This is a genomic window from Salmonella sp. 32100201201700099SM (assembly GCF_017572645.1).
Taxonomy (GTDB): Bacteria; Pseudomonadota; Gammaproteobacteria; order Enterobacterales; family Enterobacteriaceae; genus Salmonella; species Salmonella enterica.
Genome location: NZ_JAGERQ010000011.1, coordinates 44,695 through 69,873, shown reverse-complemented (window position 1 = coordinate 69,873; position 25,179 = coordinate 44,695). Strand labels below are relative to the sequence as shown.

Annotated in this window: 25 protein-coding genes and 3 pseudogenes; 14 read left to right on the top strand and 14 right to left on the bottom strand. The window is 52.8% G+C overall.

Features of this window, described 5'->3' with window-relative positions; genetic code table 11:
- The 5 genes and pseudogenes from J4685_RS17365 to J4685_RS17345 form a co-directional block, all read left to right on the top strand.
- Positions 1-960, top strand: coding sequence for an aminoimidazole riboside kinase (locus tag J4685_RS17365; RefSeq protein WP_000646493.1), 960 nt, complete (start codon positions 1-3; stop codon positions 958-960).
- A gap of 9 nt (positions 961-969) precedes the next feature.
- Complete coding sequence (locus J4685_RS17360; protein ID WP_000557882.1) at positions 970-2,010, top strand: ADP-ribosylglycohydrolase family protein; 1,041 nt, start codon at positions 970-972, stop codon at positions 2,008-2,010.
- Positions 2,011-2,072: 62 nt separating this feature from the next.
- Positions 2,073-2,795, top strand: coding sequence for a GntR family transcriptional regulator (locus J4685_RS17355; RefSeq protein ID WP_001535809.1), 723 nt, complete (start codon positions 2,073-2,075; stop codon positions 2,793-2,795).
- A gap of 97 nt (positions 2,796-2,892) precedes the next feature.
- Positions 2,893-3,021 (top strand): annotated as a pseudogene (locus J4685_RS17350) (hypothetical protein); the annotation flags it as partial.
- Between the two features lie 48 nt (positions 3,022-3,069).
- Positions 3,070-3,210: pseudogene (locus J4685_RS17345) on the top strand (CDP-diacylglycerol diphosphatase); the annotation flags it as partial.
- Positions 3,211-3,299: 89 nt separating this feature from the next.
- On the opposite strand, the gene J4685_RS17340 reads toward J4685_RS17345, so the two are convergent.
- From J4685_RS17340 to lsrR, 3 genes are all read right to left on the bottom strand, one after another.
- The gene (locus J4685_RS17340) at positions 3,300-3,650 is read right to left on the bottom strand and encodes a cupin domain-containing protein (RefSeq protein ID WP_001173080.1); all 351 of its coding nucleotides are present in this window, start codon (positions 3,648-3,650) and stop codon (positions 3,300-3,302) included.
- Positions 3,651-3,663: 13 nt separating this feature from the next.
- The gene (gene lsrK / locus J4685_RS17335; RefSeq protein WP_000113079.1) at positions 3,664-5,256 is read right to left on the bottom strand and encodes an autoinducer-2 kinase; all 1,593 of its coding nucleotides are present in this window, start codon (positions 5,254-5,256) and stop codon (positions 3,664-3,666) included.
- Positions 5,257-5,344: 88 nt separating this feature from the next.
- Entirely contained in the window at positions 5,345-6,304 is a 960-nt protein-coding gene (gene lsrR, locus J4685_RS17330; RefSeq protein WP_001283049.1) for a transcriptional regulator LsrR, read from the bottom strand.
- A 255-nt stretch (positions 6,305-6,559) separates the two neighbouring features.
- On the opposite strand from lsrR, the gene lsrA reads away from it, so the two are divergent.
- The 7 genes from lsrA to J4685_RS17295 all read left to right on the top strand — a co-directional run bounded on the left by lsrA (position 6,560) and on the right by J4685_RS17295 (position 13,232).
- Positions 6,560-8,095, top strand: a complete 1,536-nt coding sequence (gene lsrA, locus J4685_RS17325; protein ID WP_001167248.1) for an autoinducer 2 ABC transporter ATP-binding protein LsrA — start codon at positions 6,560-6,562, stop codon at positions 8,093-8,095.
- On the top strand, positions 8,089-9,132 hold the full coding sequence (gene lsrC, locus J4685_RS17320) for an autoinducer 2 ABC transporter permease LsrC (protein ID WP_000911134.1): 1,044 nt from the start codon (positions 8,089-8,091) through the stop codon (positions 9,130-9,132). The genes lsrA and lsrC overlap by 7 nt, the downstream gene beginning before the upstream one ends.
- Complete coding sequence (gene lsrD / locus J4685_RS17315) at positions 9,129-10,130, top strand: autoinducer 2 ABC transporter permease LsrD (RefSeq protein WP_000981831.1); 1,002 nt, start codon at positions 9,129-9,131, stop codon at positions 10,128-10,130. The genes lsrC and lsrD overlap by 4 nt, the downstream gene beginning before the upstream one ends.
- Positions 10,131-10,158: 28 nt before the next feature.
- On the top strand, positions 10,159-11,181 hold the full coding sequence (gene lsrB / locus J4685_RS17310) for an autoinducer 2 ABC transporter substrate-binding protein LsrB (protein ID WP_000090734.1): 1,023 nt from the start codon (positions 10,159-10,161) through the stop codon (positions 11,179-11,181).
- A 28-nt stretch (positions 11,182-11,209) separates the two neighbouring features.
- A complete protein-coding gene (lsrF, locus tag J4685_RS17305; RefSeq protein WP_000774146.1) occupies positions 11,210-12,085 on the top strand; it encodes a 3-hydroxy-5-phosphonooxypentane-2,4-dione thiolase in 876 nt (291 codons plus the stop codon).
- An 82-nt stretch (positions 12,086-12,167) separates the two neighbouring features.
- Complete coding sequence (gene lsrG, locus J4685_RS17300; RefSeq protein ID WP_001543603.1) at positions 12,168-12,458, top strand: (4S)-4-hydroxy-5-phosphonooxypentane-2,3-dione isomerase; 291 nt, start codon at positions 12,168-12,170, stop codon at positions 12,456-12,458.
- Between the two features lie 9 nt (positions 12,459-12,467).
- Complete coding sequence (locus J4685_RS17295; protein ID WP_001088041.1) at positions 12,468-13,232, top strand: epimerase; 765 nt, start codon at positions 12,468-12,470, stop codon at positions 13,230-13,232.
- A gap of 91 nt (positions 13,233-13,323) precedes the next feature.
- On the opposite strand, the gene tpiA is transcribed toward J4685_RS17295, so the two are convergent.
- Both tpiA and J4685_RS17285 read right to left on the bottom strand, forming a co-directional pair.
- Positions 13,324-14,091 (bottom strand): triose-phosphate isomerase, encoded by a 768-nt coding sequence (gene tpiA / locus J4685_RS17290; RefSeq protein WP_001216335.1) that lies wholly within the window; start codon positions 14,089-14,091, stop codon positions 13,324-13,326.
- Between the two features lie 112 nt (positions 14,092-14,203).
- Positions 14,204-14,800 (bottom strand): YiiQ family protein, encoded by a 597-nt coding sequence (locus tag J4685_RS17285; protein ID WP_000802238.1) that lies wholly within the window; start codon positions 14,798-14,800, stop codon positions 14,204-14,206.
- 100 nt (positions 14,801-14,900) lie between these two features.
- Here J4685_RS17285 and J4685_RS17280 point away from each other — a divergent pair.
- A pseudogene (locus J4685_RS17280) lies at positions 14,901-15,328 on the top strand (DUF805 domain-containing protein).
- Positions 15,329-15,437: 109 nt separating this feature from the next.
- On the opposite strand, the gene fpr reads toward J4685_RS17280, so the two are convergent.
- The 4 genes from fpr to J4685_RS17260 form a co-directional block, all read right to left on the bottom strand.
- The gene (fpr, locus tag J4685_RS17275; RefSeq protein ID WP_000796291.1) at positions 15,438-16,184 is read right to left on the bottom strand and encodes a ferredoxin--NADP(+) reductase; all 747 of its coding nucleotides are present in this window, start codon (positions 16,182-16,184) and stop codon (positions 15,438-15,440) included.
- Between the two features lie 96 nt (positions 16,185-16,280).
- Positions 16,281-17,291 carry a class II fructose-bisphosphatase gene (gene glpX, locus J4685_RS17270; protein WP_001250626.1) on the bottom strand — a complete coding sequence of 337 codons (1,011 nt, stop codon included), beginning with the start codon at positions 17,289-17,291 and terminating at the stop codon, positions 16,281-16,283.
- Positions 17,292-17,402: 111 nt separating this feature from the next.
- Positions 17,403-18,911 (bottom strand): glycerol kinase GlpK, encoded by a 1,509-nt coding sequence (glpK, locus tag J4685_RS17265; RefSeq protein ID WP_000136809.1) that lies wholly within the window; start codon positions 18,909-18,911, stop codon positions 17,403-17,405.
- Positions 18,912-18,931: 20 nt separating this feature from the next.
- Positions 18,932-19,777 carry an MIP/aquaporin family protein gene (locus J4685_RS17260; protein WP_000084285.1) on the bottom strand — a complete coding sequence of 282 codons (846 nt, stop codon included), beginning with the start codon at positions 19,775-19,777 and terminating at the stop codon, positions 18,932-18,934.
- A 398-nt stretch (positions 19,778-20,175) separates the two neighbouring features.
- On the opposite strand from J4685_RS17260, the gene zapB reads away from it, so the two are divergent.
- Positions 20,176-20,415, top strand: a complete 240-nt coding sequence (gene zapB / locus J4685_RS17255; RefSeq protein ID WP_000051370.1) for a septal ring assembly protein ZapB — start codon at positions 20,176-20,178, stop codon at positions 20,413-20,415.
- A gap of 221 nt (positions 20,416-20,636) precedes the next feature.
- On the opposite strand, the gene rraA is transcribed toward zapB, so the two are convergent.
- The 5 genes from rraA to ftsN all read right to left on the bottom strand — a co-directional run bounded on the left by rraA (position 20,637) and on the right by ftsN (position 25,145).
- Positions 20,637-21,122, bottom strand: coding sequence for a ribonuclease E activity regulator RraA (gene rraA / locus J4685_RS17250; protein WP_000872918.1), 486 nt, complete (start codon positions 21,120-21,122; stop codon positions 20,637-20,639).
- Positions 21,123-21,214: 92 nt separating this feature from the next.
- Positions 21,215-22,144 carry a 1,4-dihydroxy-2-naphthoate polyprenyltransferase gene (gene menA, locus J4685_RS17245; protein ID WP_000139635.1) on the bottom strand — a complete coding sequence of 310 codons (930 nt, stop codon included), beginning with the start codon at positions 22,142-22,144 and terminating at the stop codon, positions 21,215-21,217.
- Between the two features lie 66 nt (positions 22,145-22,210).
- Positions 22,211-23,542, bottom strand: coding sequence for an HslU--HslV peptidase ATPase subunit (hslU, locus tag J4685_RS17240; protein WP_001293360.1), 1,332 nt, complete (start codon positions 23,540-23,542; stop codon positions 22,211-22,213).
- Between the two features lie 9 nt (positions 23,543-23,551).
- The gene (gene hslV, locus J4685_RS17235; protein WP_000208240.1) at positions 23,552-24,082 is read right to left on the bottom strand and encodes an ATP-dependent protease subunit HslV; all 531 of its coding nucleotides are present in this window, start codon (positions 24,080-24,082) and stop codon (positions 23,552-23,554) included.
- 91 nt (positions 24,083-24,173) lie between these two features.
- Complete coding sequence (ftsN, locus tag J4685_RS17230) at positions 24,174-25,145, bottom strand: cell division protein FtsN (RefSeq protein ID WP_000068784.1); 972 nt, start codon at positions 25,143-25,145, stop codon at positions 24,174-24,176.
- Positions 25,146-25,179: the final 34 nt, after the last annotated feature.

Here is a 25,179-nt window from a genome sequence, read left to right as displayed (position 1 = left end):
ATGAAGGCCATGAATAAGGTTTGGGTTATCGGTGATGCCTCCGTTGACCTGGTACCGGAAAAGCAGAACAGCTATCTGAAATGCCCCGGCGGAGCGTCGGCGAACGTGGGGGTATGCGTTGCCAGGCTGGGCGGAGAGTGCGGTTTTATTGGCTGTCTTGGCGACGATGACGCCGGTCGCTTCCTGCGCCAGGTTTTCCAGGATAACGGCGTGGATGTCTCTTCGCTGCGGCTGGATGCGGACCTGACTAGCGCGGTGCTGATCGTCAACCTGACGGCTGATGGGGAGCGCAGCTTTACCTATCTGGTGCATCCGGGGGCTGATACCTACGTTTCGCCGCAGGATTTGCCGCCGTTCAGGCAGTACGAATGGTTTTACTTCAGCTCAATTGGCCTCACTGACAGTCCCGCTCGCGAGGCGTGCCTTGAGGGAGCGAGAAGAATGCGTGAAGCGGGTGGCTACGTGCTGTTTGATGTCAACTTACGCAGCAAGATGTGGCGCAATACCGATGAAATCCCTGAACTGATCGCCCGGTCCGCCGCGCTGGCTTCTATCTGCAAAGTCTCGGCAGATGAGCTGTGCCAGCTCAGCGGGGCCAGCCACTGGCAGGATGCGCGTTATTACCTGCGCGATCTGGGCTGCGACACCACCATTATTTCGTTGGGGGCCGATGGCGCTCTGTTGATTACCGCCGAGGGGGAGTTCCATTTCCCCGCACCGCGCGTCGATGTTGTTGATACCACGGGAGCCGGTGATGCTTTTGTCGGCGGCCTGCTGTTCACCCTTTCCCGCGCAAATTGCTGGAACCATGCCCTGCTGGCGGAGGCCATCAGCAATGCCAACGCCTGCGGCGCCATGGCGGTAACGGCAAAGGGCGCAATGACCGCTTTACCGTTTCCTGAGCAGCTAAACACTTTTCTTTCCAGCCATTCGCTGGCACAAGCCATGACCGTGAAATAAGGAGTCATCATGCACGTTGATCAAAACAAAATACTGGGATGCCTGGTGGGCGCCGCCGCCGCGGACGCGATGGGAGCCGCGACGGAAGTACGCACCCAGCAGCAAATAAAAGACTATTTTGGCGGCTGGGTGACGACCTTTCAAAAACCGCCAGCAGACACGTTTGGCCGCTGCAACGAAGCGGGGATGTGCACGGATGATTTTATTCAGGCGAAGTACATCATGGATGCGCTGCTGCGCCATCAACGCCAGGTCAGCGACGAGGCGATGCGCGAGGCTTTTCAGCAGTGGCTGGATTACCCGTACTACGCCAACTTTACCGGCCCGACGACGCGTGCGGCAATGAAGGCAATATTCAATGATAACCGCGCCTCTTTACAGGGTGAGCTGGAAGGCGAAAAACAGTCGGTACAGATTATTAATAAGGGTAACGCGGAGGCAACGAACGGCGCTGCCATGAAGATTTGGCCAGCGGCGGTGCTGCATCCTGGCGATATTGACGCGGCGATTGACTGCGCGCTACAGATTTGCCGTTTTACGCATAATAACGTGCTGGCGATGTCCGGCGCAGCGGCGATGGCGGCGGCAACCAGCGAGGCGTTAAGAGCGCAGACCAACGCAGACAGCATTATTGCCGCCGGTATTTACGGTGCGCAAAGGGGCTATCTGCTGGCGCAGGAGCAAGGGGCGATGATGGTGGCAGGGCCTTCCGTTGCCCGACGCATTGAGCTGGCCGTAGATATCGGTAAACGTCATCGCCATTGGGAAACGGCGGTGGTGGAACTTGCTGATATTATTGGCTCCGGGCTGCACGTGAGTGAAGCGGTGCCGGCGGCCTTTGGCCTGTTCGCGTGTTGTCCGAATTCTGCCGTAGATGCTATTATCTCCGGCGTTAATATCGGCAATGATACTGATACTGTCGCCACCATGGTCGGGGCGATTTCCGGCGCATTCCATGGCGTGGAGGCTTTTCCCGCCGATTATTTAACGACTTTGGATCGTATGAATCATTTCGATTTGGCAGAACTGGCCAGGCAAATCGCAGGGTAGCGACTTCACCCTGCCGGGGACGGTAAAACGTCCCCTGCTGGCGAAGACGTGAGGTGCGCAGCTTGCAGGTTGATAAAACGAGCTTTACTCCGCTTTATAAGCAACTATTTTTTATCATCTGTCAGCAGATCCAAAATGGATCCCTGCCTTTAGGCAGCCAGCTGCCGACGCAAAAAGAGATTGCCAGAGCCTACAACGTCTCGCTGATAGTGGTTAAACAGGCCTGGAGCGAATTAATCAATGCGGGCATTATTTCGTCGCAGCGCGGGAGTGGTTCGGTGGTGTGCTCGGTACCGGAAGGCGTGAGCTACGGGCACACGTTTCGCGGTATTACCCGCGATCTCCAGGACGCCAGCGTGGCGATTGAGAACCGTATTCTGGAAATCGCGCCGCGCCGCGCGCGCGACGCTCAGGCAGACGGCTTGAGCCTGCCCGCACAGCATCACTATCTCTATATTTCGCGTATTCGTTGCCTGAATAACCGTCCGTTTAACCATGAAAAGATCTATCTCGATCTTAGCTTCTTTCCCGATCTGCAACTCACACCGCAGGCGCTGGAGCATACGTCGCTCTATTCGTTATTAAACGTCACAAGCGACTCGGCGATAGAAAAAGTTGAGGCGATTTTACCTTCCGCTGACCTGTGCGAAAAATTGCAAATCGCCGCCAATAAACCGCTGTTATCCGTCGCCAGACAGACGTTTCAGGCCGGGAAGGACAGCCCTTTTGAGTATTGCCGCTATTACGTGCTGTCTGAATACTTTGGTGAAATTCATTATCACTGATCTGTCCGCTTAATCCTGCGATAACCCCACTATATCTGGCGTTTACCTGCCTGACTGTCCGTCGTATTCTTGCTGAAAAAATCGTCAGGAGACAGGTATGTCGCTCTGGTTGCCCCATCCTCTGTTCCTTCCTTTCATCATGGTTGGCATTACTATCCTTCTGTTGGCGACTTCGCCACTGCCGGAGTTTATGACCGCACTGCTATTTTTTGCTGCTGTGGTGGCGATGGGACCAGGGAAAGTTCCTGCGCGGGCGGGGATGCTGTGATGTATCGCGCTGGCGGTGATACGCCAAAGCGATGGCTCTTTTGTCTTGCTGGCGACCGAGCGTAATTTACTGATCTTCAATCGCGCTTCTGCCGAGGAAATTCAGGATCATCAGTGTGATATCTTGAACCAACAGGTCATCAAATGACAGCTTGATATTGCATTAACGAATACCGTTTGGAGGCCGGACAAGGCTCTCGTGGCGCTATCCGGCAAAATCTGGCGATGGCGCGGGCGTTACCAGGCCGGTGGATCTGCGGGGTGGCTGTCATTTTCCAGATGCGGCGATTTAATAAACACGCCTTTCCAGGGTTTATCGCCGTTATTAATGAGGTAATGCGCCTCCCCAGGTTCGCACTGTAAAACATCTCCAGTTTGCAGGATATGAGGTGTTCCTTCCAGATACAGGCACACTTCACCGCTTAGGGTATAAAAAATCTCACAAGCGGTATTATGGCGATGGTTAGGGAATGACTGCCCTGGTTGTAGTATGACGACGCCCATATCGCAGCCCGGCCCACGGATTAAGTATTTAGGGCCATTATCGCCAAAGCGGTATTCATGATTCTTCTCATTCGTTTTTTGCATGCTTATTCTCCTGTTACAGGCCTGGCGCTTTCCAGAGGGATGTCGTTAAGCCACCATCGACCAGCGCGCGTTGATCCTGATAAACGGCCTGCCATTTTTCTCTGGCCTGCTGATAGACAGCGAAATTTTCAGGATTAGGTTTATGCTCCCGATCCCAGCGCACTAGCTTTTCTCCCGTTTCCGCCAGCGATGGCCAGACACCCACGCCAACGCCTGCGGCAATAGCGCACCCTAGCGCGGTAGCTTCTTTGACGACAGGTACGTGAACGGTGAGTCCCGTAACGTCGGCAAGTATTTGGCTCCATAATTTGCCTTTAGATCCTCCGCCGGCAAAAACCAGCGAGTCGGCCTGTACGCCGGAAAACGCGGCAATTTGCTGTAAATTGCAGGCGGAAACAATGGCGGCATTCTCTTCCAGCGCGCGAAATAGGGTCGCTTTATTACACTTTTCAGGATCGATAGACAGATTGATAAACGACGGCGCGGCATGGTACCAGCGTTTAAAACGCATAACGTCAGAGAAGATGGGCATCACACCGTGCGCGCCGGGAGGCACCCGGCTGGCCATATCTTCCAGCAGGGAATACGCATCAATACCTAACCTTTCAGCGATTAGTTTTTCCTCGGCGCAAAAGGCGTCGCGGAACCAACGCATCGTTAACCCAGTAAAAAAGCTAATAGACTCGGTTTGTACCATACCGGGGATCACATGAGGATTGATGCGAACGTTCATGTTTGGGTCGGTGACTGGCGCGGGAAGATTGACGACCTGTTGCCAGAAGGTTCCGCCCAGCACGGCCGTTTGCGCCGGGCGTACGACGCCCAGCCCCAGACAGCCTAACTGCACATCGCCGCCGCCAACGATGACCGGCGTACCCGCTTGCAGGTCGCACTGTTCAGCCGCTTTCTGTGAAATGTGACCGAGCAGCGTCCCGGTTTCTTTTACCGGCGAGAGAATGTCAGAACGCAGGCCCGCCATCTGTAACAGGCTACGTTTCCAGTTGCGGGTCACCAGATCCAATAACCCCGTCGTGCCTGCGTTGGAGGGATCGACCGCCAGTTCGCCGCTGAGCATAAAGGCCATCCAGTCGCTGATCATAGTGACGGTTGACGCGCGATGATAAATATCCGGACGATGGTGGGCAAGCCAGAGCAGACGCGGAATAGCGCTGAGCGCCAGCGTTTGCCCGGAGCAACGATAAACTTCCTCCTCAAAGGTGTTATCGTGCAGCTCTTTTAATTCACTGACTTCGTGCGCCGCGCGGGCGTCAACATTAGCGCAGGCCCAAATTGGTTCGCCGTTACTGTCATAAATAACAATGCCTTCACGCATCGAACAGGCCGATACGGCAGCGATAGCCGTTGCAGGGATGGCGGCTTTCTGTAGTGCCTGACGGATACACTGGCAAGCCAGTTGCCAGTTTTTGGCAAGATCAAACTCCATCGAACCAGGCACATCCGGCACGGCCAGATGCTGCCATTCCGCTTGATCGACAGCTATTTGCTTTCCTTGTAGATCAAAAATTACTGCTCTGACGCTACCGGTACCGGCGTCAAGAGCCATCAGGTAATGTCCTGATTCAGTATGGGTACAGAGTCGAGCCATTTTTTTATCCTCGGCTATTTTTACATCGTTACATAAAATCCTGTCAGTTATTGTTTATTGAATTGAGGTAAGTGTTATTTTATTTTTTTTATTTTTCAATAAGTTGAATTATTTTCCCTGCGGTTTTCTGATCGGTAACCAGCGCATTGATATAGTTACCGCGCATAGCGGCAATAATAGCTTCTGCTTTTTGTTCGCCGCCGGCGACGCCAATCACGGTTGGGATCGTGGAAAGTGAATTTAACTTCAGGCCAATTAATTCGTTATGGATTTTGATGTCTGGAATAATTTCGCCATGAGCATCAAAAAAATAGCCCAGAATATCGCCTACTGCGCCTTTGCGGCCAATCATGAGTTGTTCACCCTGAGTGATATAACCGGATTTTAAGATACTGGCTTGATCTTTCTGGTTAATTGCCCCAATCCCCACGATGGCGGCATCGGCAGCTTGCGCTGTGAGCATCACATCCCGCACGCTATTTTCATTGCGCAGCGTGCAGGCAATTTCCTGCGATGATGCGCGCAGCGGCGCGGGCATAATACTTACGCTACAAGCGGCATCAAGCTGGCCTATTCCGGTCATATACGGCCCCACGCCGCCGGATAACGTGACCAGTCGGATTTGTTGCGCCGAGATAAATCCGCTGAGGCGTTTTAATGTGGTCATCGTGGCTTCGCCAAAGCCGACGGCCAGCAATTGCTGTGGCCGCAGTGACTCCATCAACATATGGGCGGCGCCGATTCCTAAGCGCAGACCAATATCGGCATCGGGTAATGCCGGCAGCACGCGGATATTCTGCAATGCGAAGTGGTTGCGCAAGGCATTTTCATACTCAAGACACCCTTCAAAGCGGGAGTTGATTTGTACGCGAATAATACCGGACTGATGCCCTTTCTCCAGCAGACGAGAAACCTTTAGCCGGGTTAGCCCCAGACGCTCGCTGATTTCACTCTGCGTCAATCCATCGTGATAGTAGAACCAGGCAATACGCGCCACCTGCTCTTCTTCGCACATTCCATAATCAGATACCAACGTATTATCGCTCATTGTCATAACCTGGCTTTACTTTGAACATTTCTAAATCATTAACACAATTGTTCAGTTATCACTCCGAAATAACCGTGATTAACGCCACAAAAACGCGCCAAATCTGAACATTTATCATATAAAAATTCATTTATTCATAAAACGTGATCTGGATGAGAGTTTTTTGACCAAATAACTACTACCGTTTTGAACAATTTCTTTTTCAAAAAATATTTGTTCAGTCCCGTCAGTCAACATTGAGGGAGCGGAGGCAACATGCAAATCAGTCACAATACTGCATCCCCTCTGATTTGTGTGCAGAACATTTATAAAAGTTATTCCGGCGTCGAAGTACTAAAGGGAATTGACTTTACTCTGCATGCGGGAGAGGTGCACGCATTGCTTGGCGGCAATGGTGCGGGTAAATCAACATTAATGAAGATTATTGCCGGTATAGTCCCGCCAGATGGAGGGACTATCGATATTGCTGGTGTGCGTTGCAGTCATTTAACGCCTCTGAAGGCGCACCAGTATGGCATTTACCTGGTTCCCCAGGAGCCTCTGTTATTTCCGAGTTTATCTGTGCGGGAAAATATCTTGTTTGGCTTACAGGGACGTCAGGCCTCCACGGAAAAAATGCAGCAGCTATTAAAGGCGATGGGATGCCAACTCGATCCGGCGAGCGCTGCGGGTACGCTTGATGTTGCAGACCGCCAGATCGTTGAAATTATGCGCGGCTTGATGCGCGACTCGCGAATCTTAATTCTTGATGAGCCTACGGCGTCGTTAACGCCAGCCGAAACTGACCGGTTATTTACGCGTCTGCAAGAGTTGCTGAAAAAGGGTGTCGGAATTGTATTTATTTCTCATAAGCTACCAGAAATTAGACAGTTAGCTCACTGCGTTAGCGTGATGCGTGACGGTAAAATCGCATTATTCGGAAAAACGCATGACCTTTCTACCGACGAGATTATTCAAGCTATCACCCCGGCAACGCAGGGCGTCAGTCTTTCCGCGAATCAAAAGTTGTGGCTGGAATTGCCTGGCAGCCGCCCGCAGAACGAACGCGGCGCGACGGTATTAGCGCTGGAGTCACTGACGGGCGAAGGTTTTATGAATATCAACCTTGAGGTGCGGGCAGGCGAAATCCTTGGTCTGGCCGGGTTAGTCGGCGCGGGACGCACAGAACTGGCTGAAACGCTGTACGGTATTAGACCGGTCAATGCGGGGAGGATGCTGTTCAATGGCGAAGAAATTAACGCCCTGACAACCCAACAGCGGTTGCAGCTCGGCCTGGTCTATTTGCCGGAAGATCGGCAGTCATCCGGGCTGTATCTTGACGCTTCCCTGGCATGGAATGTCTGTTCGCTGACCCACAACCAAAAAGGATTTTGGATAAAGCCCCAGCGGGATAACGCCACCCTTGAACGTTACCACCGCGCGTTAAATATCAAACTCAATAATGCCGAACAGGCGGCGCGTACTTTATCCGGCGGTAACCAGCAAAAAGTATTGATTGCCAAATGCCTGGAAGCCTCTCCGCAATTACTGATTGTCGATGAACCGACCCGCGGTGTCGATGTCTCCGCCCGCAGCGACATTTATCAGCTGTTGCGCAGTATCGCGCAACAAAATGTCGCAGTGCTGTTTATTTCCTCCGATCTGGAAGAGATAGAGCAAATGGCCGATCGCGTATATGTCATGCACCAGGGGGAACTGGGGGGGCCTGCATTATGCGGCGAGGAAATTAACGTTGATACCATCATGCACGTTGCGTTTGGCGAACATGGTGCGTCGGAGGCAACATGTTGAAATTCATCCAAAATAACCGGGAAGCGACGGCACTGCTGGCAATAGTCTGTTTATTCGTGTTTCCTGGCGCGCTGGATAGCCAGTATTTGAGCGTGCAAACGCTGACAATGGTTTTCAGTAGCGCGCAAATTTTGATGCTGTTGGCGATTGGCGCGACGATGGTAATGCTCACCCGCAATATTGATGTATCGGTGGGCTCGACGACAGGAATGTGCGCGGTATTGCTGGGAGTGATGTTAAACGCCGGCTATAGCCTGCCGGTCGCCTGCCTGGCCACACTAATATTAGGAATTGTCGCCGGATTTTTTAATGGCGTACTGGTTGCCTGGTTGAAGATACCCGCCATTGTCGCCACGCTGGGAACGCTGGGCTTGTATCGTGGGATCATGCTGCTATGGACAGGGGGAAAATGGATTGAAGGATTACCCGCAGGCTTAAAGCAACTCTCTGCTCCGGTGTTTCTGGGAATTTCCGCAATCGGCTGGTTTACCCTGGTGTTAGCGCTGCTTATGGCCTGGCTCCTGGCGAAAACCGCCTTTGGCCGCAATTTTTACGCCACCGGCGATAACCTGCAGGGCGCCCGGCAATTGGGTGTCCGTACCGAGATGGTACGCATCATGGCATTTTCACTTAATGGCGGTATGGCGGCATTGGCTGGAATCGTGTTTGCCTCGCAGATTGGCTTCATTCCCAATCAAACCGGCACGGGGCTGGAAATGAAAGCCATCGCGGCCTGCGTATTGGGGGGAATTAGCCTGTTAGGCGGGTCAGGCACGGTCATCGGCGCTATTCTCGGCGCTTATTTTCTTACGCAAATCGATAGTGTGTTAGTGCTGCTGCGTATCCCCGCCTGGTGGAACGATTTTATTGCTGGCCTGGTATTGTTGGGCGTACTGGTATTCGATGGGCGGCTGCGTTGCGCATTACAACGCAATCTGCGCCGCCAGAAATATGCCCGTTTTATATCACCACCCACTCCACTACAGACGGAAGCAAAAACGCACGCACAACAGAATAAAAACAAAGAGGTGGCATGATGAATCCATGGCGACGCTATAGCTGGGAAATTGCGCTGGCAGCCTTATTGATCTTTGAAATTCTGGCTTTCGGTGTGATTAATCCACGTTTATTAGATATTAATGTCTTACTTTTTAGCACTAGCGATTTTATTTGTATCGGTATTGTCGCTTTGCCGCTAACAATGGTTATTGTCAGCGGTGGTATGGATATTTCATTTGGTTCTACAATCGGGCTATGCGCGATTACCCTGGGTGTGCTGTTTCAGCTCGGTATGCCGCTACCTTTAGCGATTATTATTACCCTACTACTCGGCGCAATATGTGGGCTGATAAATGCCGGACTTATTATTTATACCGGCGTAAACCCGTTGGTGATTACCCTGGGAACCATGTATTTATTTGGTGGTAGCGCATTATTGTTATCTGGTATGGCTGGCGCTACGGGTTATGAAGGTATTGGTGGATTTCCCACAGCGTTCACTGACTTTGCCAATATTTCATTTCTTGGTATTCCTATGCCGCTTATTTTTTTTCTTGTGTGCTGTTTGTTTTTCTGGCTGCTCATGCATCGCACGCATATGGGACGCAACGTTTTCCTGATTGGCCAGAGCGCCCGTGTCGCGCAGTACAGCGCGATCCCGGTGAATCGCACGTTGTATACCGTGTATGCCATGACCGGATGCGCCTCCGCTATCGCCGCCGTATTACTGGTTTCTTACTTTGGCTCCGCACGTTCGGATCTGGGCGCCTCTTTCCTGATGCCGGCCATTACGGCGGTTGTGCTGGGAGGCGCCAATATTTATGGCGGCTCCGGGTCGATTATGGGGTCCGCGTTGGCGGCGCTGCTGGTGGGATTTTTACAGCAGGGGCTACAGATGGCCGGAGTGCCGAATCAAATTTCCAGCGCATTGTCCGGTGCGCTTCTCATTGTTGTTGTCGTTGGTCGTTCCGTCAGTTTGCATCGTCACCAAATCCTTGAATGGTACTCACGCCGTCGCAATGCGCATCAGGCATGATTTCCTTTTGAAATTTATGGAGAAAAAAATGGCAAGACACAGCATTAAAATGATCGCCTTACTCACTGCGTTTGGTCTGGCATCTGCGGCAATGACCGTGCAGGCGGCAGAGCGGATTGCTTTTATTCCCAAGCTGGTTGGCGTGGGCTTTTTTACCAGCGGCGGCAATGGCGCGCAGGAAGCGGGAAAAGCGCTGGGCATTGACGTAACTTACGATGGCCCTACAGAGCCCAGCGTCTCAGGCCAGGTTCAACTGGTGAATAACTTTGTCAATCAGGAGTATGACGCCATTATCGTTTCTGCCGTTTCGCCTGATGGCCTGTGCCCGGCGTTGAAGCGGGCAATGCAAAGAGGCGTGAAAATATTAACCTGGGATTCCGATACCAAGCCGGAGTGCCGTTCTTACTATATCAATCAAGGGACGCCAAAACAGCTCGGCAGCATGCTGGTAGAGATGGCCGCTCATCAGGTGGACAAAGAGAAAGCGAAAGTCGCTTTCTTCTATTCCAGCCCAACGGTGACCGACCAGAACCAGTGGGTGAAAGAAGCTAAAGCCAAAATTAGCCAGGAACATCCGGGGTGGGAGATAGTCACTACCCAGTTTGGCTATAACGATGCCACGAAATCGCTCCAGACGGCGGAAGGTATCATCAAAGCGTATCCCGATCTGGATGCCATCATCGCGCCTGACGCTAACGCTTTACCTGCTGCGGCACAGGCGGCGGAGAACCTTAAACGCAATAATCTCGCGATTGTTGGTTTTAGTACGCCGAATGTAATGCGCCCTTATGTTCAGCGCGGCACTGTTAAAGAATTTGGCCTGTGGGATGTCGTCCAACAGGGAAAAATTTCCGTATATGTCGCCAACGCGTTGCTGAAAAATATGCCAATGAATGTCGGTGATTCACTGGATATTCCCGGCATCGGCAAAGTCACCGTTTCACCTAATAGTGAGCAGGGATATCACTATGAGGCAAAAGGTAACGGCATTGTGTTATTGCCGGAGCGTGTCATTTTCAACAAAGACAATATCGACAAATATGATTTCTGATAACTGTTATGTATCGACGGAGTAAAGAATGGCTGATTTAGATGATATTAAAGATGGCAAAGATTTTCACACCGATAAACCACAAACTAACACTTTGTTCGCATTAAAAGGCTGTGGCGCGCTGGATTGGGGAATGCAGTCCAGACTGGCGAGGATTTTTAATCCCAAAACCAGAAAAACGGTCATGCTGGCCTTTGACCATGGATATTTCCAGGGGCCGACAACCGGACTTGAGCGTATTGATATCAATATTGCGCCGCTCTTTGAATATGCTGATGTCTTAATGTGTACTCGCGGCATATTACGCAGTGTGGTACCTCCGGCAATCAATAAACCAGTCGTTTTACGCGCGTCCGGGGCGAATTCTATTCTCACTGAATTAAGCAATGAGGCGGTTGCGGTGGCGATGGATGACGCTGTGCGGTTGAATAGCTGTGCTGCTGCCGCACAGGTTTATATTGGTAGTGAACATGAACATCAGTCGATTAAAAATATTATTCAACTGATTGATGCCGGGTTACGCGTCGGGATGCCAATAATGGCAGTGACCGGGGTGGGTAAAGATATGGCTCGCGACCAGCGTTATTTTTCACTGGCAACGCGTATCGCTGCGGAAATGGGGGCGCAAATTATCAAAACGTATTATGTCGATAAAGGTTTTGAGCGTATTGCGGCAGGTTGTCCGGTGCCGATTGTCATCGCCGGCGGTAAAAAACTGCCTGAACGTGAAGCATTGGAAATGTGCTATCAGGCGATTGACCAGGGGGCTTCTGGCGTAGATATGGGGCGTAATATATTCCAGTCAGAAGATCCGGTAGCCATGATTAAAGCGGTACATGCTGTCGTTCATCATAACGAAACAGCAGAGCGTGCTTATGAGCTGTTTTTGAGTGAGAAAGGTTAAATGAGATCGCTTCCCCATCTTTTACCGATGCGAGGAGATGGGGATGACTGTTATTTTATTTGGAATAATCAGGGGGTTAATGATGCACGTTACGCTGGTTGAAATTAACGTTCATGATGACAAGGTTGAACAATTTATCGATGTTTTTCGGCAGAATCATCTGGGCTCAATTAAAGAGCCGGGTAACTTGCGTTTTGATGTTCTGCAGGATCCGCAGGTGCCTACGCGATTTTATATTTATGAAGCCTACGTTGATGAACAGGCCGTCGCTTTTCACAAGACAACGCCACACTATAAAACTTGCGTGGAGCAGCTTGAACCGTTGATGACCGGTCCGCGGACAAAAAAAGTTTTTATGGGTTTGATGCCTTAAGGAGCGCTCATGAACAGCCAGTTTGCCGGATTAACGCGCGAAGCATGTGTGGCATTGTTAGCGTCATATCCGCTTAGTGTGGGTATTCTGGCAGGGCAGTGGATTGCGTTGCATCGCTATCTGCAACAGTTGGAAGCGTTAAACCAGCCGCTGTTGCATTTGGATTTGATGGATGGTCAATTTTGCCCACAGTTTACCGTTGGGCCATGGGCAGTTGAGCAACTGCCGCAAACCTTTATCAAAGATGTTCATTTGATGGTAGCGGATCAATGGACGGCGGCGCAAGCCTGCGTGAAGGCGGGCGCACACTGCATCACGCTTCAGGCTGAAGGCGATATTCATCTGCATCATACGCTAAGCTGGCTTGGTCAGCAGACCGTGCCCGTTATCGGCGGTGAAATGCCGGTGATTCGGGGGATTAGTTTATGCCCGGCAACGCCTCTGGATGTCATTATCCCTATTCTGAGCGACGTTGAGGTTATTCAACTACTGGCAGTGAACCCTGGATACGGCAGTAAAATGCGCTCCAGTGATTTGCATGAGCGCGTGGCGCAGCTTCTCTGTCTACTTGGTGATAAACGCGAAGGTAAAATTATCGTTATTGATGGGTCGTTAACGCAGGATCAATTGCCTTCGTTGATTGCACAGGGCATCGATCGTGTTGTTTCTGGTAGTGCGTTATTTCGTGATGATCGGCTGGCTGAGAATACGCGGAGCTGGAGGGCGATGTTTAAGGTTGCCGGGGATACTACTTTCTTACCCTCCACAGCATAAATGCCGGATGGCGGCTTTACCTTATCAGGCCTACATAAGCACTCGGCTGGTAGGCCTGATAAGCGCAGCGCCATCAGACATTGATTGGCAATTAAGCCTGTTTAGCAGCTTCTGCTGCTTTCACGATCACCGCGAAGGCGTCAGCTTTCAGAGAAGCGCCGCCTACCAGTGCGCCGTCGATGTCCGGCTGCGCGAACAGTTCGGCTGCGTTGGAGGCATTAACAGAACCGCCGTACTGGATAATGACCTGTTCAGCGATTTTCGCGTCAGCTTTAGCAATGTGGTCACGGATGAATTTGTGCACTGCCTGAGCCTGCGCAGGAGTTGCAGATTTACCGGTACCGATCGCCCATACGGGTTCGTAAGCGATAACCGCGCCTTCAAAGGCTGCCGCGCCCTGCGTTTTCAGTACCGCGTCGATCTGGCGTGCGCACACTTCTTCTGTTTTGCCCGCTTCGTTTTCCGCTTCGGTTTCACCGATGCACAGTACCGGCGTCAGACCTTGTTCTTTCAGTACGGCGAATTTTTTGGCGATCAGCTCGTCAGATTCTTTGTGATAAGTACGACGCTCGGAGTGGCCGATAATAATGTACTGCGCGCCGATATCCTTCAGCATTTCAGCCGAAGTTTCACCGGTGAATGCGCCAGACAGATTCAGATCAACGTTCTGCGCGCCCAGCATGATGTGGCTGCCGGCAGCAGCGCGTTTCGCCAGATCGATATACATTTCCGGCGGAGCGATTGCCACGTCGCAGCCTGCTACGCCCGCCAGTTCTTTACGCAGGTTAGCCACCAGTTCGTTTACCATGTGGCGGCTGCCGTTCAGTTTCCAGTTACCCATCACTAAAGGATGTCGCATTTCATTTCTCCACGCTTAGTCAGCGAATTAAGGAAGATGGCCGCTCGTCAGAGCAGCATGGTCTGTGAAACAGTATAGAGATTCATCCCCGGAAAGGCTTTGCTTTTTGTCATCAATTCGCCCCTTCCAGATTTTCAGATAACGCCAGCTTAATCGGTTCAACCGCGAAGGTCAGCCCCTTTTCGCCGTTATCTGCGACAACATAACGTACCGCGCCTTCTGTCTCGGCGTAATAGTGTTTACCTTTACCGGCGATAAGCATCTTTTGCAGTTTTTTCTGGCTTTGCTCTTTTGTCAGCAACGGGGCGACAGTACGAATAATGGCGGCCATATATTCCAGCGCTTTCGCTTTCGCCGCTTTCTGTTCCGGCCCCTGAATGGGCAGCCAGGTAATCTGGATACTTTTCACTTTGAGCGTACCGCGCTCCAACGCCGTGGAGGCATACAGATTTTCGTTAATCTTACTGGCGGCGCGGGTCAGATTCGCCTTATCGCGGCTATTCTCAATGGCGCGAAATTCATTGAGCGGCAGATCGGGATTCTGGCGGTTAAAGTTCTCACGAAACTGGCTAATAGAAAGATCAAAGGTTGGCGAGCCCGCCAGCAGATAGGGCGCTGTCGTGGTCGATGAAGAGAGCTGCGCGTGCGCCGTTATGCTGGCGGTGAGAGCAGAAAACAACAGTAGAAACAGAGTACATCCTGGCTTCATCAATCTTACCTTTCGTTAGGATTGCTCACGATTAAAACGATAACTGTCGGGCTTGTCAAAAGGGTAAACTGTAGCGGAAGGCAAAATATAAGGAACTTACATGACCATACAGCAATGGTTATTCTCATTTAAAGGGCGTATCGACGCCGTGATTTCTGGATTTGGATCGGCCTCTGGTTTGCCGGGATGCTGGCGCTATTTTCGCTGGCGGGGAAAAATCTGCTTGATATCCAAACGGCGGCATTTTGCCTGGTGTGCCTGCTGTGGCCGACCGCCGCCGTCATGGTCAAACGTCTGCATGACCGGGGACGCTCCGGCGCGTGGGCGTTGCTAATGATTCTGGCGTGGATGCTGCTGGCCGGAAACTGGGTGATGCTGCCGGGGATGTGGCAGTGGGTCGTCGGGCGATTTATTCCGACGCTGATCCTGGTGATGATGCTTATCGATCTGGGCGCATTTGTCGGTGTTCAGGGGGAAAATAAGTTTGGGAAAGCGACACAGGACGTGAAGTTTAAAGCAGAACCGTAAACGGGCGGTAAACCGTAATTTGCCCGGTGGCGTTGACGCTTACCGGGCCTACAGATTGGTGATGATTTGCAGGAGGCCGGATAAGCCCCAGCCGCCATTCGGTAAAACATCACCAGTAATGTTCAGCCGTCATATGCCCCGGTCGGCGGCGCAGATGTTTAGTCATCTGTCGGGTCTCTTTCAGCAGTTGCTGCGTATCGCGCACCATCTGCGGGTTCCCGCACAGCATGACGTGGCTGGTCTCTTTATCCATCGGTAATCCAACGGCTTTTTCCAGCTCGCCGTTTTCAATGAGCGCTGGCACGCGTCCGGTAAGCGAGCCTGGCACGCTCTCCCGGCTGACCACCGTTTGGATGCGCAGCTTGCCTTCATAACGCTGTTGCAGTTCCAGCATTAGCGGCAGATAGCTTAAATCGGCGGCGAAGCGTGCGGCGTGGACCAAGACCAGATTTTTAAAGCGCGCGACATCCTGGCCATATTGCAGAATAGACAAATACGGGCCAATAGCGGTTCCGGTTGCCAGCATCCATAGCGTCTCGCAGTCAGGCACTTCATCCAGTACAAAGAAACCCGACGCGTCGCTGACCACTTGCACCTCATCGCCAAGTTTTAGCGCCGCCAGCCGCGGGCTGAGCTTTCCTTGCGGAACCGTCACCAGATAAAACTCTAAATTCGGATTGTCAGGCGCATTCACATAGGAATACGCGCGCTGAACGCGCTCGCCATCGATCTCCAGTCCGAGTTTGGTAAATTGGCCTGCAGTAAAAGGATTAATGGGGGCGTGAACGGTCAGGCTGAACAGTGCGTCAGTCCAGTTTTGCACCTTAGTGACTTTACCTGTTACCCAATCGGCCATGGTTTTCTCCTGTTCTGAATCGCTAACCTTATCTTCGTTCGTCAGGAGAAAGATTTCCAGCCCCGCGAGGCTGGAAGGCTCTAACTAACAAATGCGCTAGAGGATATGCGCCTGCACATCAGGATCTTTACGATCAAGATAGTGGATAGACTGAATGCGGCGGATGGTGCGTGATTTGCCGCGGATCAGCAGCGTTTCCGTCGTGGCGATATGGCCTTTTCGGCTAATTCCTTCCAGCAGATCGCCTTTCGTGATGCCGGTCGCAGAGAAAATAACGTTATCGCTACGCGCCATGTCGCCCAGGCATAACGCCTTGCCCGCTTCAATCCCCATTGCTTTGCAGCGCGCCAGTTCCTGTTCGCCAATGCGGCGGTTTTCTTCGCTGTCGCCTTTCACGTCATGGCGCGCCAGCAGACGTCCCTGCATATCGCCGTCCAGCGCGCGGATCACCGCTGCGGATACCACGCCTTCTGGCGCGCCGCCAATCCCGTACAGCACGTCGACTTCGCTATCCGGCATACAGGTCAGAATTGAGGCCGCGACGTCGCCGTCAGGAATGGCAAACACGCGTACGCCCAGTTTGGCCATCTCTGCGATGACCTCGTCATGACGCGGTTTTGCCAGAATGGTCACGGTCAGATCGCCAAGCGGTTTACCCAGCGCATATGCGATGTTGCGCAGGTTATCCGCCAGCGGCAGATTGAGATCGATCGCCCCTTTGGCGCCCGGACCGACAATCAGTTTTTCCATATACATATCGGGCGCATTCAGGAAACAGCCTTTATCGCCGACCGCCAGCACCGCCAGCGCGTTCGCCTGACCCATCGCCGTCATGCGCGTGCCCTCAATCGGATCGACGGCGATATCTACCGCATCGCCGTGACCAGTACCGACTTTCTCGCCGATATAGAGCATCGGGGCCTCGTCGATTTCGCCTTCGCCAATCACGATGGTGCCGTCAATGTTGACCTGGTTGAGCATGATACGCATGGCGTTGACCGCCGCGCCGTCCGCGGTATTTTTATCGCCGCGTCCCAGCCATTTGTAGCCAGCCAGCGCCGCCGCTTCGGTCACACGGGAAAATTCGATGGCAAGTTCTCGTCTCATAACAAACTCGTAGCAAAAAGGAGTGGCGCGCAGTGTAGCACAGGGGAAGGAGGGAATAATTGATGTGTGTGCGGAGTTGCCTCCGCACAAAGATTTTGCCGGATGGCGACCTTACTTGTCGTGCTCTTCCCACGCCATTGCGCGTTTAACCGCTTTCTTCCAGCCGCTGTAACGGTAGTTACGCTCGGTAGTTTCAATGCCGGGGCGGAATTCTCGCTCAATGACGGCTTTTTCCTGCAGCTCGTCCAGGTTCTGCCAGTAACCGACGGCCAGGCCAGCCAGATAGGCGGCGCCCAGCGCGGTCACTTCGCGCACTTCCGGGCGTTCCACCCGCGTGCCGAGAATATCTGACTGGAACTGCATCAGGAAGTTGTTGGCCACTGCGCCGCCGTCCACACGCAGAGCGTGCAGGCGGATACCGGAGTCGGCCTGCATCGCTTCCAGTACGTCGCGGGTCTGGTAAGCGATGGATTCGAGCGTTGCGCGGATAATGTGATTAGAGTTCACGCCGCGGGTCAGGCCAAAAATGGCGCCGCGGGCATACGGGTCCCAGTACGGCGCGCCCAGACCGGTGAAGGCCGGAACCACGTAGACACCGTTGGTATCTTTCACTTTCGTGGCGAAATATTCGGAGTCGAACGCGTCGCTGATGAGCTTCATTTCATCACGCAGCCATTGAATGGACGCTCCCGCCATAAACACCGCGCCTTCCAGCGCATAGTTGACTTCGCCGCTTGGGCCGCAGGCGATGGTGGTCAGCAGGCCGTTTTCCGATTTTACCGCTTTTTCGCCGGTGTTCATCAGCATAAAGCAGCCGGTGCCGTAGGTATTCTTTGCCATTCCTTCCTTTACGCACAGTTGGCCGAATAGCGCGGCCTGCTGATCCCCTGCAATCCCGGCGATAGGAATACGTGTACCGCCTTTACCGCCAATATTGGTCTGGCCGTAGACTTCGGAGGACTTACGTACCTGGGGCAGCATCGCGCGTGGGATATCCAGCACGTCCAGCATCTTATCGTCCCAGTCCAAATCATGGATGTTGAACAGCATGGTTCGTGAGGCGTTGGTGTAATCCGTAACGTGGACGCGGCCCTGCGTCATCTTCCAGATAAGCCAGGTATCCACCGTACCGAACAGCAGCTCGCCACGCTTCGCGCGTTCGCGCGAACCTTCCACATGGTCAAGGATCCATTTCACTTTAGTGCCAGAGAAGTACGGGTCGACGACCAGACCGGTATTGTCGCGGATGTAATCTTCCAGGCCGTCGCGTTTAAGCTGTTCGCAAATATCGGCGGTACGACGGCACTGCCAGACAATAGCGTTGTATATCGGTTTGCCGGTTTCACGTTCCCAGACGATCGCGGTTTCACGTTGGTTGGTGATACCGATAGCGGCAATCTGATCGGAACTGATATCGGCCTTAGCCAGCACTTCTACCAGCGTTGAGCTTTGGGACGCCCAAATTTCCATCGGGTCGTGTTCTACCCAGCCTGGCTTAGGATAAATTTGCTCAAATTCACGCTGTGATACGCTGACGATATTCGCGTCATGATCCATAACGACCGCGCGGGAGCTGGTGGTACCCTGGTCGAGCGCAACGATATATTTTTTTTCAGTCATAATTTTGTCCCGTAATCAGATTACAGCGAAGCATTTTGTTGTGTGGTCGCGGTGGAGTCCTTCTCTTCCACGACGCAGGTATCGCACGGCAAATGACGGCCAATAAATTTGCGATAAGCAAACGCGCCCAGAATGGCGCCGACGATGGGGCCAAACAGCGGCACCAGGAAGTAAGGAATGTCTCTACCGCCGGTAAACGCAATTTCACCCCAGCCGGCAAGCCCGGCGAACATTTTGGGGCCAAAGTCACGCGCCGGATTCATCGCAAACCCGGTCAACGGCCCCATAGAGGCACCGATAACGGCGATCAGTAAACCAATGAGCAGTGGCGCAAGCGGACCGCGAGGTACGCCGTTGCCGTCGTCGGTCAGCGCCAGAATCAGCCCCATCAGAATAGCGGTAATCACCATTTCAACCGCGAAGGCCTGCACAAAATTGATATGAGGATTCGGGTAAGTTGAGAAAATGCCTGCGAGATCGAGACTTTCAACGCTGCCACGGACGATATGGTGGGTTTGTTCGAAGTCCACAAAAAGATTGTAATAAAGCCCGTAAACTAACGCCGCTGCGCAAAAGGCGCCGGCAACTTGAGAAATAATAAAAGGAACAACTTTACGTTTGTCGAAACAGGCAAATAGCCAGAGTGCGATGGTCACTGCCGGGTTCAGGTGTGCGCCAGAAACACCTGCCGTCAGGTAGATAGCCATCGCTACTCCCAGACCCCAGATGACGCTGATCTCCCACTGTCCAAAAGTAGCTCCGGCAACTTTAAGCGCAGCGACACAACCCACACCGAAAAAAATCAACAACCCGGTACCGAGGAATTCAGCAATGCACTGGCCTTTTAAGGTTGATGTTTGACTCATAATCGGATCCTGAAGAGTATGTAATGTTTATTGGTATGCGAGGAGGTCATGGACATCCACGATGCCCTGTAGGCACACTGTTAATTTATCGTTAACGAGCAAAAACGAGAAATATCGAAATCAAAATGTGTGTACTGCGTCAATAAAATGAGCGTTATCGCGCCATGAGGCGCATTTTGAGACAGCAGAAGAGAGTGAATTGAATCATTTCATTAACCAATATGTTAACACTTTTAAGTTATTGAATGAATGTTACCAGGAGATGGATGAAAATTGCTGCAAACCGCGATCTACGCGGTATGTCGCTGGACAGCGAGAGCGGGGCTTCATACAATCGACACTATATATTGTGCGCGTTTACGTGAAGCGTCGCCTTGCAATTCAGGAGAGGTAAGATCATGTCTTTAGAAGTGTTTGAGAAACTGGAAGCAAAAGTACAGCAGGCGATTGACACCATCACCCTGTTACAGATGGAAATTGAAGAGCTGAAAGAAAAGAACAACAGCCTGACGCAGGAAGTGCAGTCTGCACAGCATCAGCGTGAAGAACTCGAGCGTGAAAATAATTCTCTGAAGGAACAGCAGAGCGGCTGGCAGGAACGTTTGCAGGCGCTGCTTGGTCGTATGGAAGAAGTCTAATTCTCGTCATATTTCACGTTATGGCGGCGTTGGCTGCGTGCGTTCACCCCAGTCACATAGTGGCCTATGCTCCTGGGGATTCACTTACTTGCCGCCTTGCCCTGACGCGAAATCTATAGAGGATTTAGAATGCGGATACCGGTGGGCCGGATAAGGCGTAAGCCGACATCCGGCAATCAGCGACAACGCATAAAAAAGGCGCCTTACGGCGCCTTTTTTGATCACTCGATATCAAGCGGGTCTTCGGAAAGGATAATCCCGGTGTTGTCGGCATAGAGATGATCGCCGGAGAAGAACGTCACGCCGCCGAAATTGACGCGCACATCGCTTTCCCCAATGCCTTCACCTGCGGCGCCAACCGGAATGGCGGCGATCGCCTGGATGCCGATGTCCAGCTCTTCCAGATCGTCCACCTGACGCACCGCGCCATAGATAACCAGCCCTTCCCATTCATTTTGCGTGGCCAGACGCGCCAGCTCCGCATCGACTAATGCACGACGGACAGAACCGCCGCCATCGACCAGCAGAACCCGACCACGGCCATTTTGTTCGAGCAGATCGTACAGCAACCCGTTGTCCTCGAAACATTTTACCGTGATGATTTGTCCGCCAAACGACGACCGCCCTCCAAAATTAGAGAACAGCGGTTCCACGACGTTGACATCTTCCTGATAGATGTCACAAAGCTCGGAAGTATCGTATTTCATAGGCTTAACGTTCAGTTGCTGCGAGAATTTTTAGTATATCGCGCTAAGTATACTGTTGGCAAAATCATCAATTGTTAATTGATATTTGTCAGTTAAACGGCCCACTGACTTAAGAGTATCCCAATCACAAATAACAGGTTGGTTAACAACGCGCCTTTAACGGTACGTTCAAGCATCGGGCGCATTGCCGCAGGCTCCCTTTCGCGCATTACGTAGCGCGCTTGTTTAATGAGCAAGGGCGCGGCCAGAATAAACAACCATCCCCACGGACTGTGTAGCGAGAGCAGATTAAACAGCGCCAGACAGAGCAGCGCGCCTAGCAACAGGCAGGCGTGATAACGACGCGCGTTGACATCGCCCAGTCGTACTACAAGGGTGTTTTTGCCGTTCTCTCTGTCGCTATTAATATCGCGCAGGTTGTTAATATTCAGCACCGCCGTCGCCAGTAAACCGCAGGCGGTGGCCGGGAGAATCAGCGCCGGAATCAGCGTATGCGCCTGAAGATACCAGCTCCCCATGACACTTAGCCAGCCAAAGAATACCAGAACAGAGATATCACCCAGCCCGATATAACCGTAGGGCCGATTACCCACGGTGTAGGTGATGGCGGCGATAATCGACAGCCCGCCCAAAATCAGGAAGCCGACAAAATCGGTTAACGTATGGCACGCGACCGCCACCAGCGCCAGTCCGGAGATACAGATCAGCACGACGGTAATGATTAACGCCCGCTTCATCTCCTGCTGGGTGATGACGCCTTTTTGCATCCCCCGCAGCGGCCCGATGCGATCCGGTTTATCACTGCCTTTGACAGCGTCGCCGTAATCGTTGGCGAGGTTGGATAAAATTTGCAGCAGCCCGGCGGTGATAAGGGCCAGCAGTGCGACCAGAGGATCGAAATAGCCTTGCCACCATGCCAGGGCCGTACCGACGATAATCGCCGCGAAGGCGAGAGGTAAGGTTTTGGGTCGTAAGCTTTCCAGCCAGGCCTGGGTGCGGCTAATTTGTTGTTGTTCAGTCATATTTAGCGCCAATAAAAATGGGGCTTTTCAGCCCCATCAACAGTGATGAAAATGCATTGGACGCGATTATAAGATAAAACGGCTTAGATCTTCATCTGCGACCAGCGCATCCAGATGTTTGCTCACATATTCCGCATCAATTGTGATGTTTTGGCCGTGCAGATCGCTGGCGTTATAGGAAATCTCTTCCATCAGACGCTCCAGTACGGTATGCAGACGGCGCGCGCCGATGTTTTCGGTGGTTTCGTTAACCTGCCAGGCGGCTTCGGCAATACGTTTAATACCGGAATCGGTGAACTCGATATTGACGCCTTCAGTTGCCATCAGCGCTTTATACTGCACGGTGACGGACGCGTTTGGCTCGGTCAAAATGCGTTCGAAATCGCTGGTGGTCAGCGCCTGAAGTTCAACGCGAATCGGCAGACGGCCCTGCAGTTCCGGGATCAGATCAGACGGCTTCGCCACCTGGAACGCGCCAGAGGCGATAAACAGAATATGATCCGTTTTGACCATCCCGTGTTTGGTCGAAACCGTGCAGCCTTCTACCAGCGGCAGTAAGTCGCGCTGTACGCCTTCGCGTGAAACATCCGGGCCGGAGGTTTCGCCACGCTTACAAATTTTGTCAATTTCATCGATAAACACGATGCCGTGCTGTTCAACCGCGTCGATAGCGTCCTGTTTCAGCTCTTCCGGGTTGACCAGCTTAGCAGCCTCTTCTTCAACCAACAGTTTCATCGCGTCTTTAATTTTCAACTTACGCGGTTTCTGTTTCTGACCGCCCAGGTTCTGGAACATAGACTGCAACTGGCTGGTCATCTCTTCCATGCCCGGAGGCGCCATAATCTCTACGCCCATCGGCGCGGCGGCGAGGTTAATCTCGATCTCTTTATCGTCGAGCTGGCCTTCGCGCAGCTTTTTGCGGAACGTTTGACGGGCGGCAGAAGGCTCCTGCTGCTGTTCGGCCTGGCCCCAGTTATTTTTTGCGGGTGGGATCAGTACGTCGAGAATACGTTCTTCCGCCAACTCTTCCGCACGATAGCGGTTTTTCTCGATAGCCTGTACGCGAACCATTTTCACCGCGGCATCGGTCAGATCGCGGATGATAGAGTCCACTTCTTTCCCGACATAGCCCACTTCGGTGAATTTGGTGGCTTCGACTTTAATGAACGGCGCGTTGGCGAGTTTTGCCAGACGACGGGCGATTTCGGTTTTACCGACGCCGGTCGGGCCAATCATCAGAATATTTTTCGGCGTCACTTCGTGGCGCAGCTCTTCATCAAGCTGCATACGACGCCAGCGGTTACGCAATGCAATCGCCACGGAACGCTTTGCGTTATCCTGGCCGATAATGTGTTTGTTCAGTTCGCTGACAATTTCGCGTGGGGTCATTTCAGACATGAGAGGTCCTTACGCTTTGGCGGTCAATTCTTCAATGGTGTGGAAATGGTTGGTGTAAATGCAGATATCGCCTGCAATATCCAACGCCTTTTCAGCAATTTCGCGCGCGCCGAGCTCGGTATTTTCCAACAGAGCGCGAGCGGCAGCCTGGGCATAAGGACCGCCGGAGCCGATAGCAATTAAATCGTTTTCAGGTTGCACGACATCGCCGTTACCCGTGATGATGAGCGAGGCGGTTTCATCCGCGACGGCCAGCAACGCTTCCAGTTTGCGTAGCATACGGTCGGTACGCCAGTCTTTCGCCAGTTCAACGGCGGCTTTGACCAGGTGCCCCTGATGCATTTCCAGTTTACGTTCAAACAGCTCGAACAGCGTGAATGCATCCGCAGTACCGCCCGCAAAGCCCGCAATGACCTTGTCGTTGTAGAGGCGGCGGACTTTCTTCACGTTGCCTTTCATTACTGTGTTACCCAGTGTGGCCTGACCATCACCGGCGATTACCACGTGGCCGTTACGGCGTACGCTTACTATTGTTGTCACGAGCAGACCCCTTGGTTACTAATGCTGAATTGCGGCCCCGTACGGCGTACGGGGCATAATGCAAGTATAGATGGGGGAGATTTTGAGGGTTTCAACCCCCGGTGGCGAGTCGAATGCAGTTTGTATGGCCCGCCATCTTCAGACGGTTAATGGTGCTGTCGGCATTTTCTTTACCTTTCACCGGCCCGATAACCACGCGATTCCAGCCGTTATTGGTGGTAATTTTGGAGTCAAAGCCTTCAAACGCCAGCTGAGCGCGGACGCTTTCTGCCTGCTCGGCGCCTTTGAATGAACCACATTGCACCATCCAGCGACGTTCATCTTTTTTCTCTGCTGTCGCCTTCGGCGCTTCAGGCGCGCGCGTAATGGGCGCGGCTTTTGGCGCTGCCGCGCTGGTATGCGCCGGCGTTTGCAGCAAATCCTGATAAGGTTGCTGCGAGGCCGTCTGCTTCGGCGGCTGACTTTGGCGCGCGGGTTGCGCCGGGGCGGACTGTACCGTGCGCGTTTGCGGCTGTTCGTTTACCCGCGGCTGCGTACGTGGTTGCTGAACAGGCTGCGTTTGAGCCCACTGCTGCTGCGCCTGACGCTGGCGCTGTAGCGTTTTCTGGCGTTGTTCTGGCGTCTGCTCGTTCCACGGCACTTCGTTAAGTTGCGTTGGCTGCTGACGCATATCCGCCTGCATCTGCTCCAGGAGTTGACGCTGCTCGCTGGTGAGCTGATTCGGGTTCATGACTTCGCCGCCGGCGGACGGTTCCGTTGGCGTACGCACGCCCGGCTGGCGACTTTCCAGCTCTTTGATGTAACGCCAGCGCTCTTCCGGTTTTGGCGGAAGCCCATTGCCGGTGACTTTCTGGTTTTGTAGCGTTTCGGACTCTTCTTTCTTATGGTGAGTAATGAAGTACAGACCGCCGATAAAGGTCACAAGGACGGCTGCCGCAATCGCGACCATTGCCGGCGAGACGGCAGGCATGTTGCTTTGCTTCTTCCGTGAGTTCTGTGAGGTGCTCTTTTTGCGCCGCGAAGGAGCCGGTTGGCCGCGACGTACATAATCTCGTTGTGCCACTATCGTTTCGCTGTATTTATTCGTTCGTCAGCCC

Excerpts from the sequence above, each read along its gene's own strand:
- J4685_RS17365 (WP_000646493.1), top strand. The coding sequence starts at position 1 with ATGAAGGCCATGAATAAGGTTTGGGTTATCGGTGATGCCTCCGTTGAC.
- J4685_RS17360 (WP_000557882.1), top strand. The coding sequence starts at position 970 with ATGCACGTTGATCAAAACAAAATACTGGGATGCCTGGTGGGCGCCGCC.
- J4685_RS17340 (WP_001173080.1), bottom strand. The coding sequence starts at position 3,650 with ATGCAAAAAACGAATGAGAAGAATCATGAATACCGCTTTGGCGATAAT.
- lsrK (WP_000113079.1), bottom strand. The coding sequence starts at position 5,256 with ATGGCTCGACTCTGTACCCATACTGAATCAGGACATTACCTGATGGCT.
- lsrR (WP_001283049.1), bottom strand. The coding sequence starts at position 6,304 with ATGAGCGATAATACGTTGGTATCTGATTATGGAATGTGCGAAGAAGAG.
- lsrA (WP_001167248.1), top strand. The coding sequence starts at position 6,560 with ATGCAAATCAGTCACAATACTGCATCCCCTCTGATTTGTGTGCAGAAC.
- lsrC (WP_000911134.1), top strand. The coding sequence starts at position 8,089 with ATGTTGAAATTCATCCAAAATAACCGGGAAGCGACGGCACTGCTGGCA.
- lsrD (WP_000981831.1), top strand. The coding sequence starts at position 9,129 with ATGATGAATCCATGGCGACGCTATAGCTGGGAAATTGCGCTGGCAGCC.
- lsrB (WP_000090734.1), top strand. The coding sequence starts at position 10,159 with ATGGCAAGACACAGCATTAAAATGATCGCCTTACTCACTGCGTTTGGT.
- lsrF (WP_000774146.1), top strand. The coding sequence starts at position 11,210 with ATGGCTGATTTAGATGATATTAAAGATGGCAAAGATTTTCACACCGAT.
- lsrG (WP_001543603.1), top strand. The coding sequence starts at position 12,168 with ATGCACGTTACGCTGGTTGAAATTAACGTTCATGATGACAAGGTTGAA.
- J4685_RS17295 (WP_001088041.1), top strand. The coding sequence starts at position 12,468 with ATGAACAGCCAGTTTGCCGGATTAACGCGCGAAGCATGTGTGGCATTG.
- tpiA (WP_001216335.1), bottom strand. The coding sequence starts at position 14,091 with ATGCGACATCCTTTAGTGATGGGTAACTGGAAACTGAACGGCAGCCGC.
- J4685_RS17285 (WP_000802238.1), bottom strand. The coding sequence starts at position 14,800 with ATGAAGCCAGGATGTACTCTGTTTCTACTGTTGTTTTCTGCTCTCACC.
- fpr (WP_000796291.1), bottom strand. The coding sequence starts at position 16,184 with ATGGCCGATTGGGTAACAGGTAAAGTCACTAAGGTGCAAAACTGGACT.
- glpX (WP_001250626.1), bottom strand. The coding sequence starts at position 17,291 with ATGAGACGAGAACTTGCCATCGAATTTTCCCGTGTGACCGAAGCGGCG.
- glpK (WP_000136809.1), bottom strand. The coding sequence starts at position 18,911 with ATGACTGAAAAAAAATATATCGTTGCGCTCGACCAGGGTACCACCAGC.
- J4685_RS17260 (WP_000084285.1), bottom strand. The coding sequence starts at position 19,777 with ATGAGTCAAACATCAACCTTAAAAGGCCAGTGCATTGCTGAATTCCTC.
- zapB (WP_000051370.1), top strand. The coding sequence starts at position 20,176 with ATGTCTTTAGAAGTGTTTGAGAAACTGGAAGCAAAAGTACAGCAGGCG.
- rraA (WP_000872918.1), bottom strand. The coding sequence starts at position 21,122 with ATGAAATACGATACTTCCGAGCTTTGTGACATCTATCAGGAAGATGTC.
- menA (WP_000139635.1), bottom strand. The coding sequence starts at position 22,144 with ATGACTGAACAACAACAAATTAGCCGCACCCAGGCCTGGCTGGAAAGC.
- hslU (WP_001293360.1), bottom strand. The coding sequence starts at position 23,542 with ATGTCTGAAATGACCCCACGCGAAATTGTCAGCGAACTGAACAAACAC.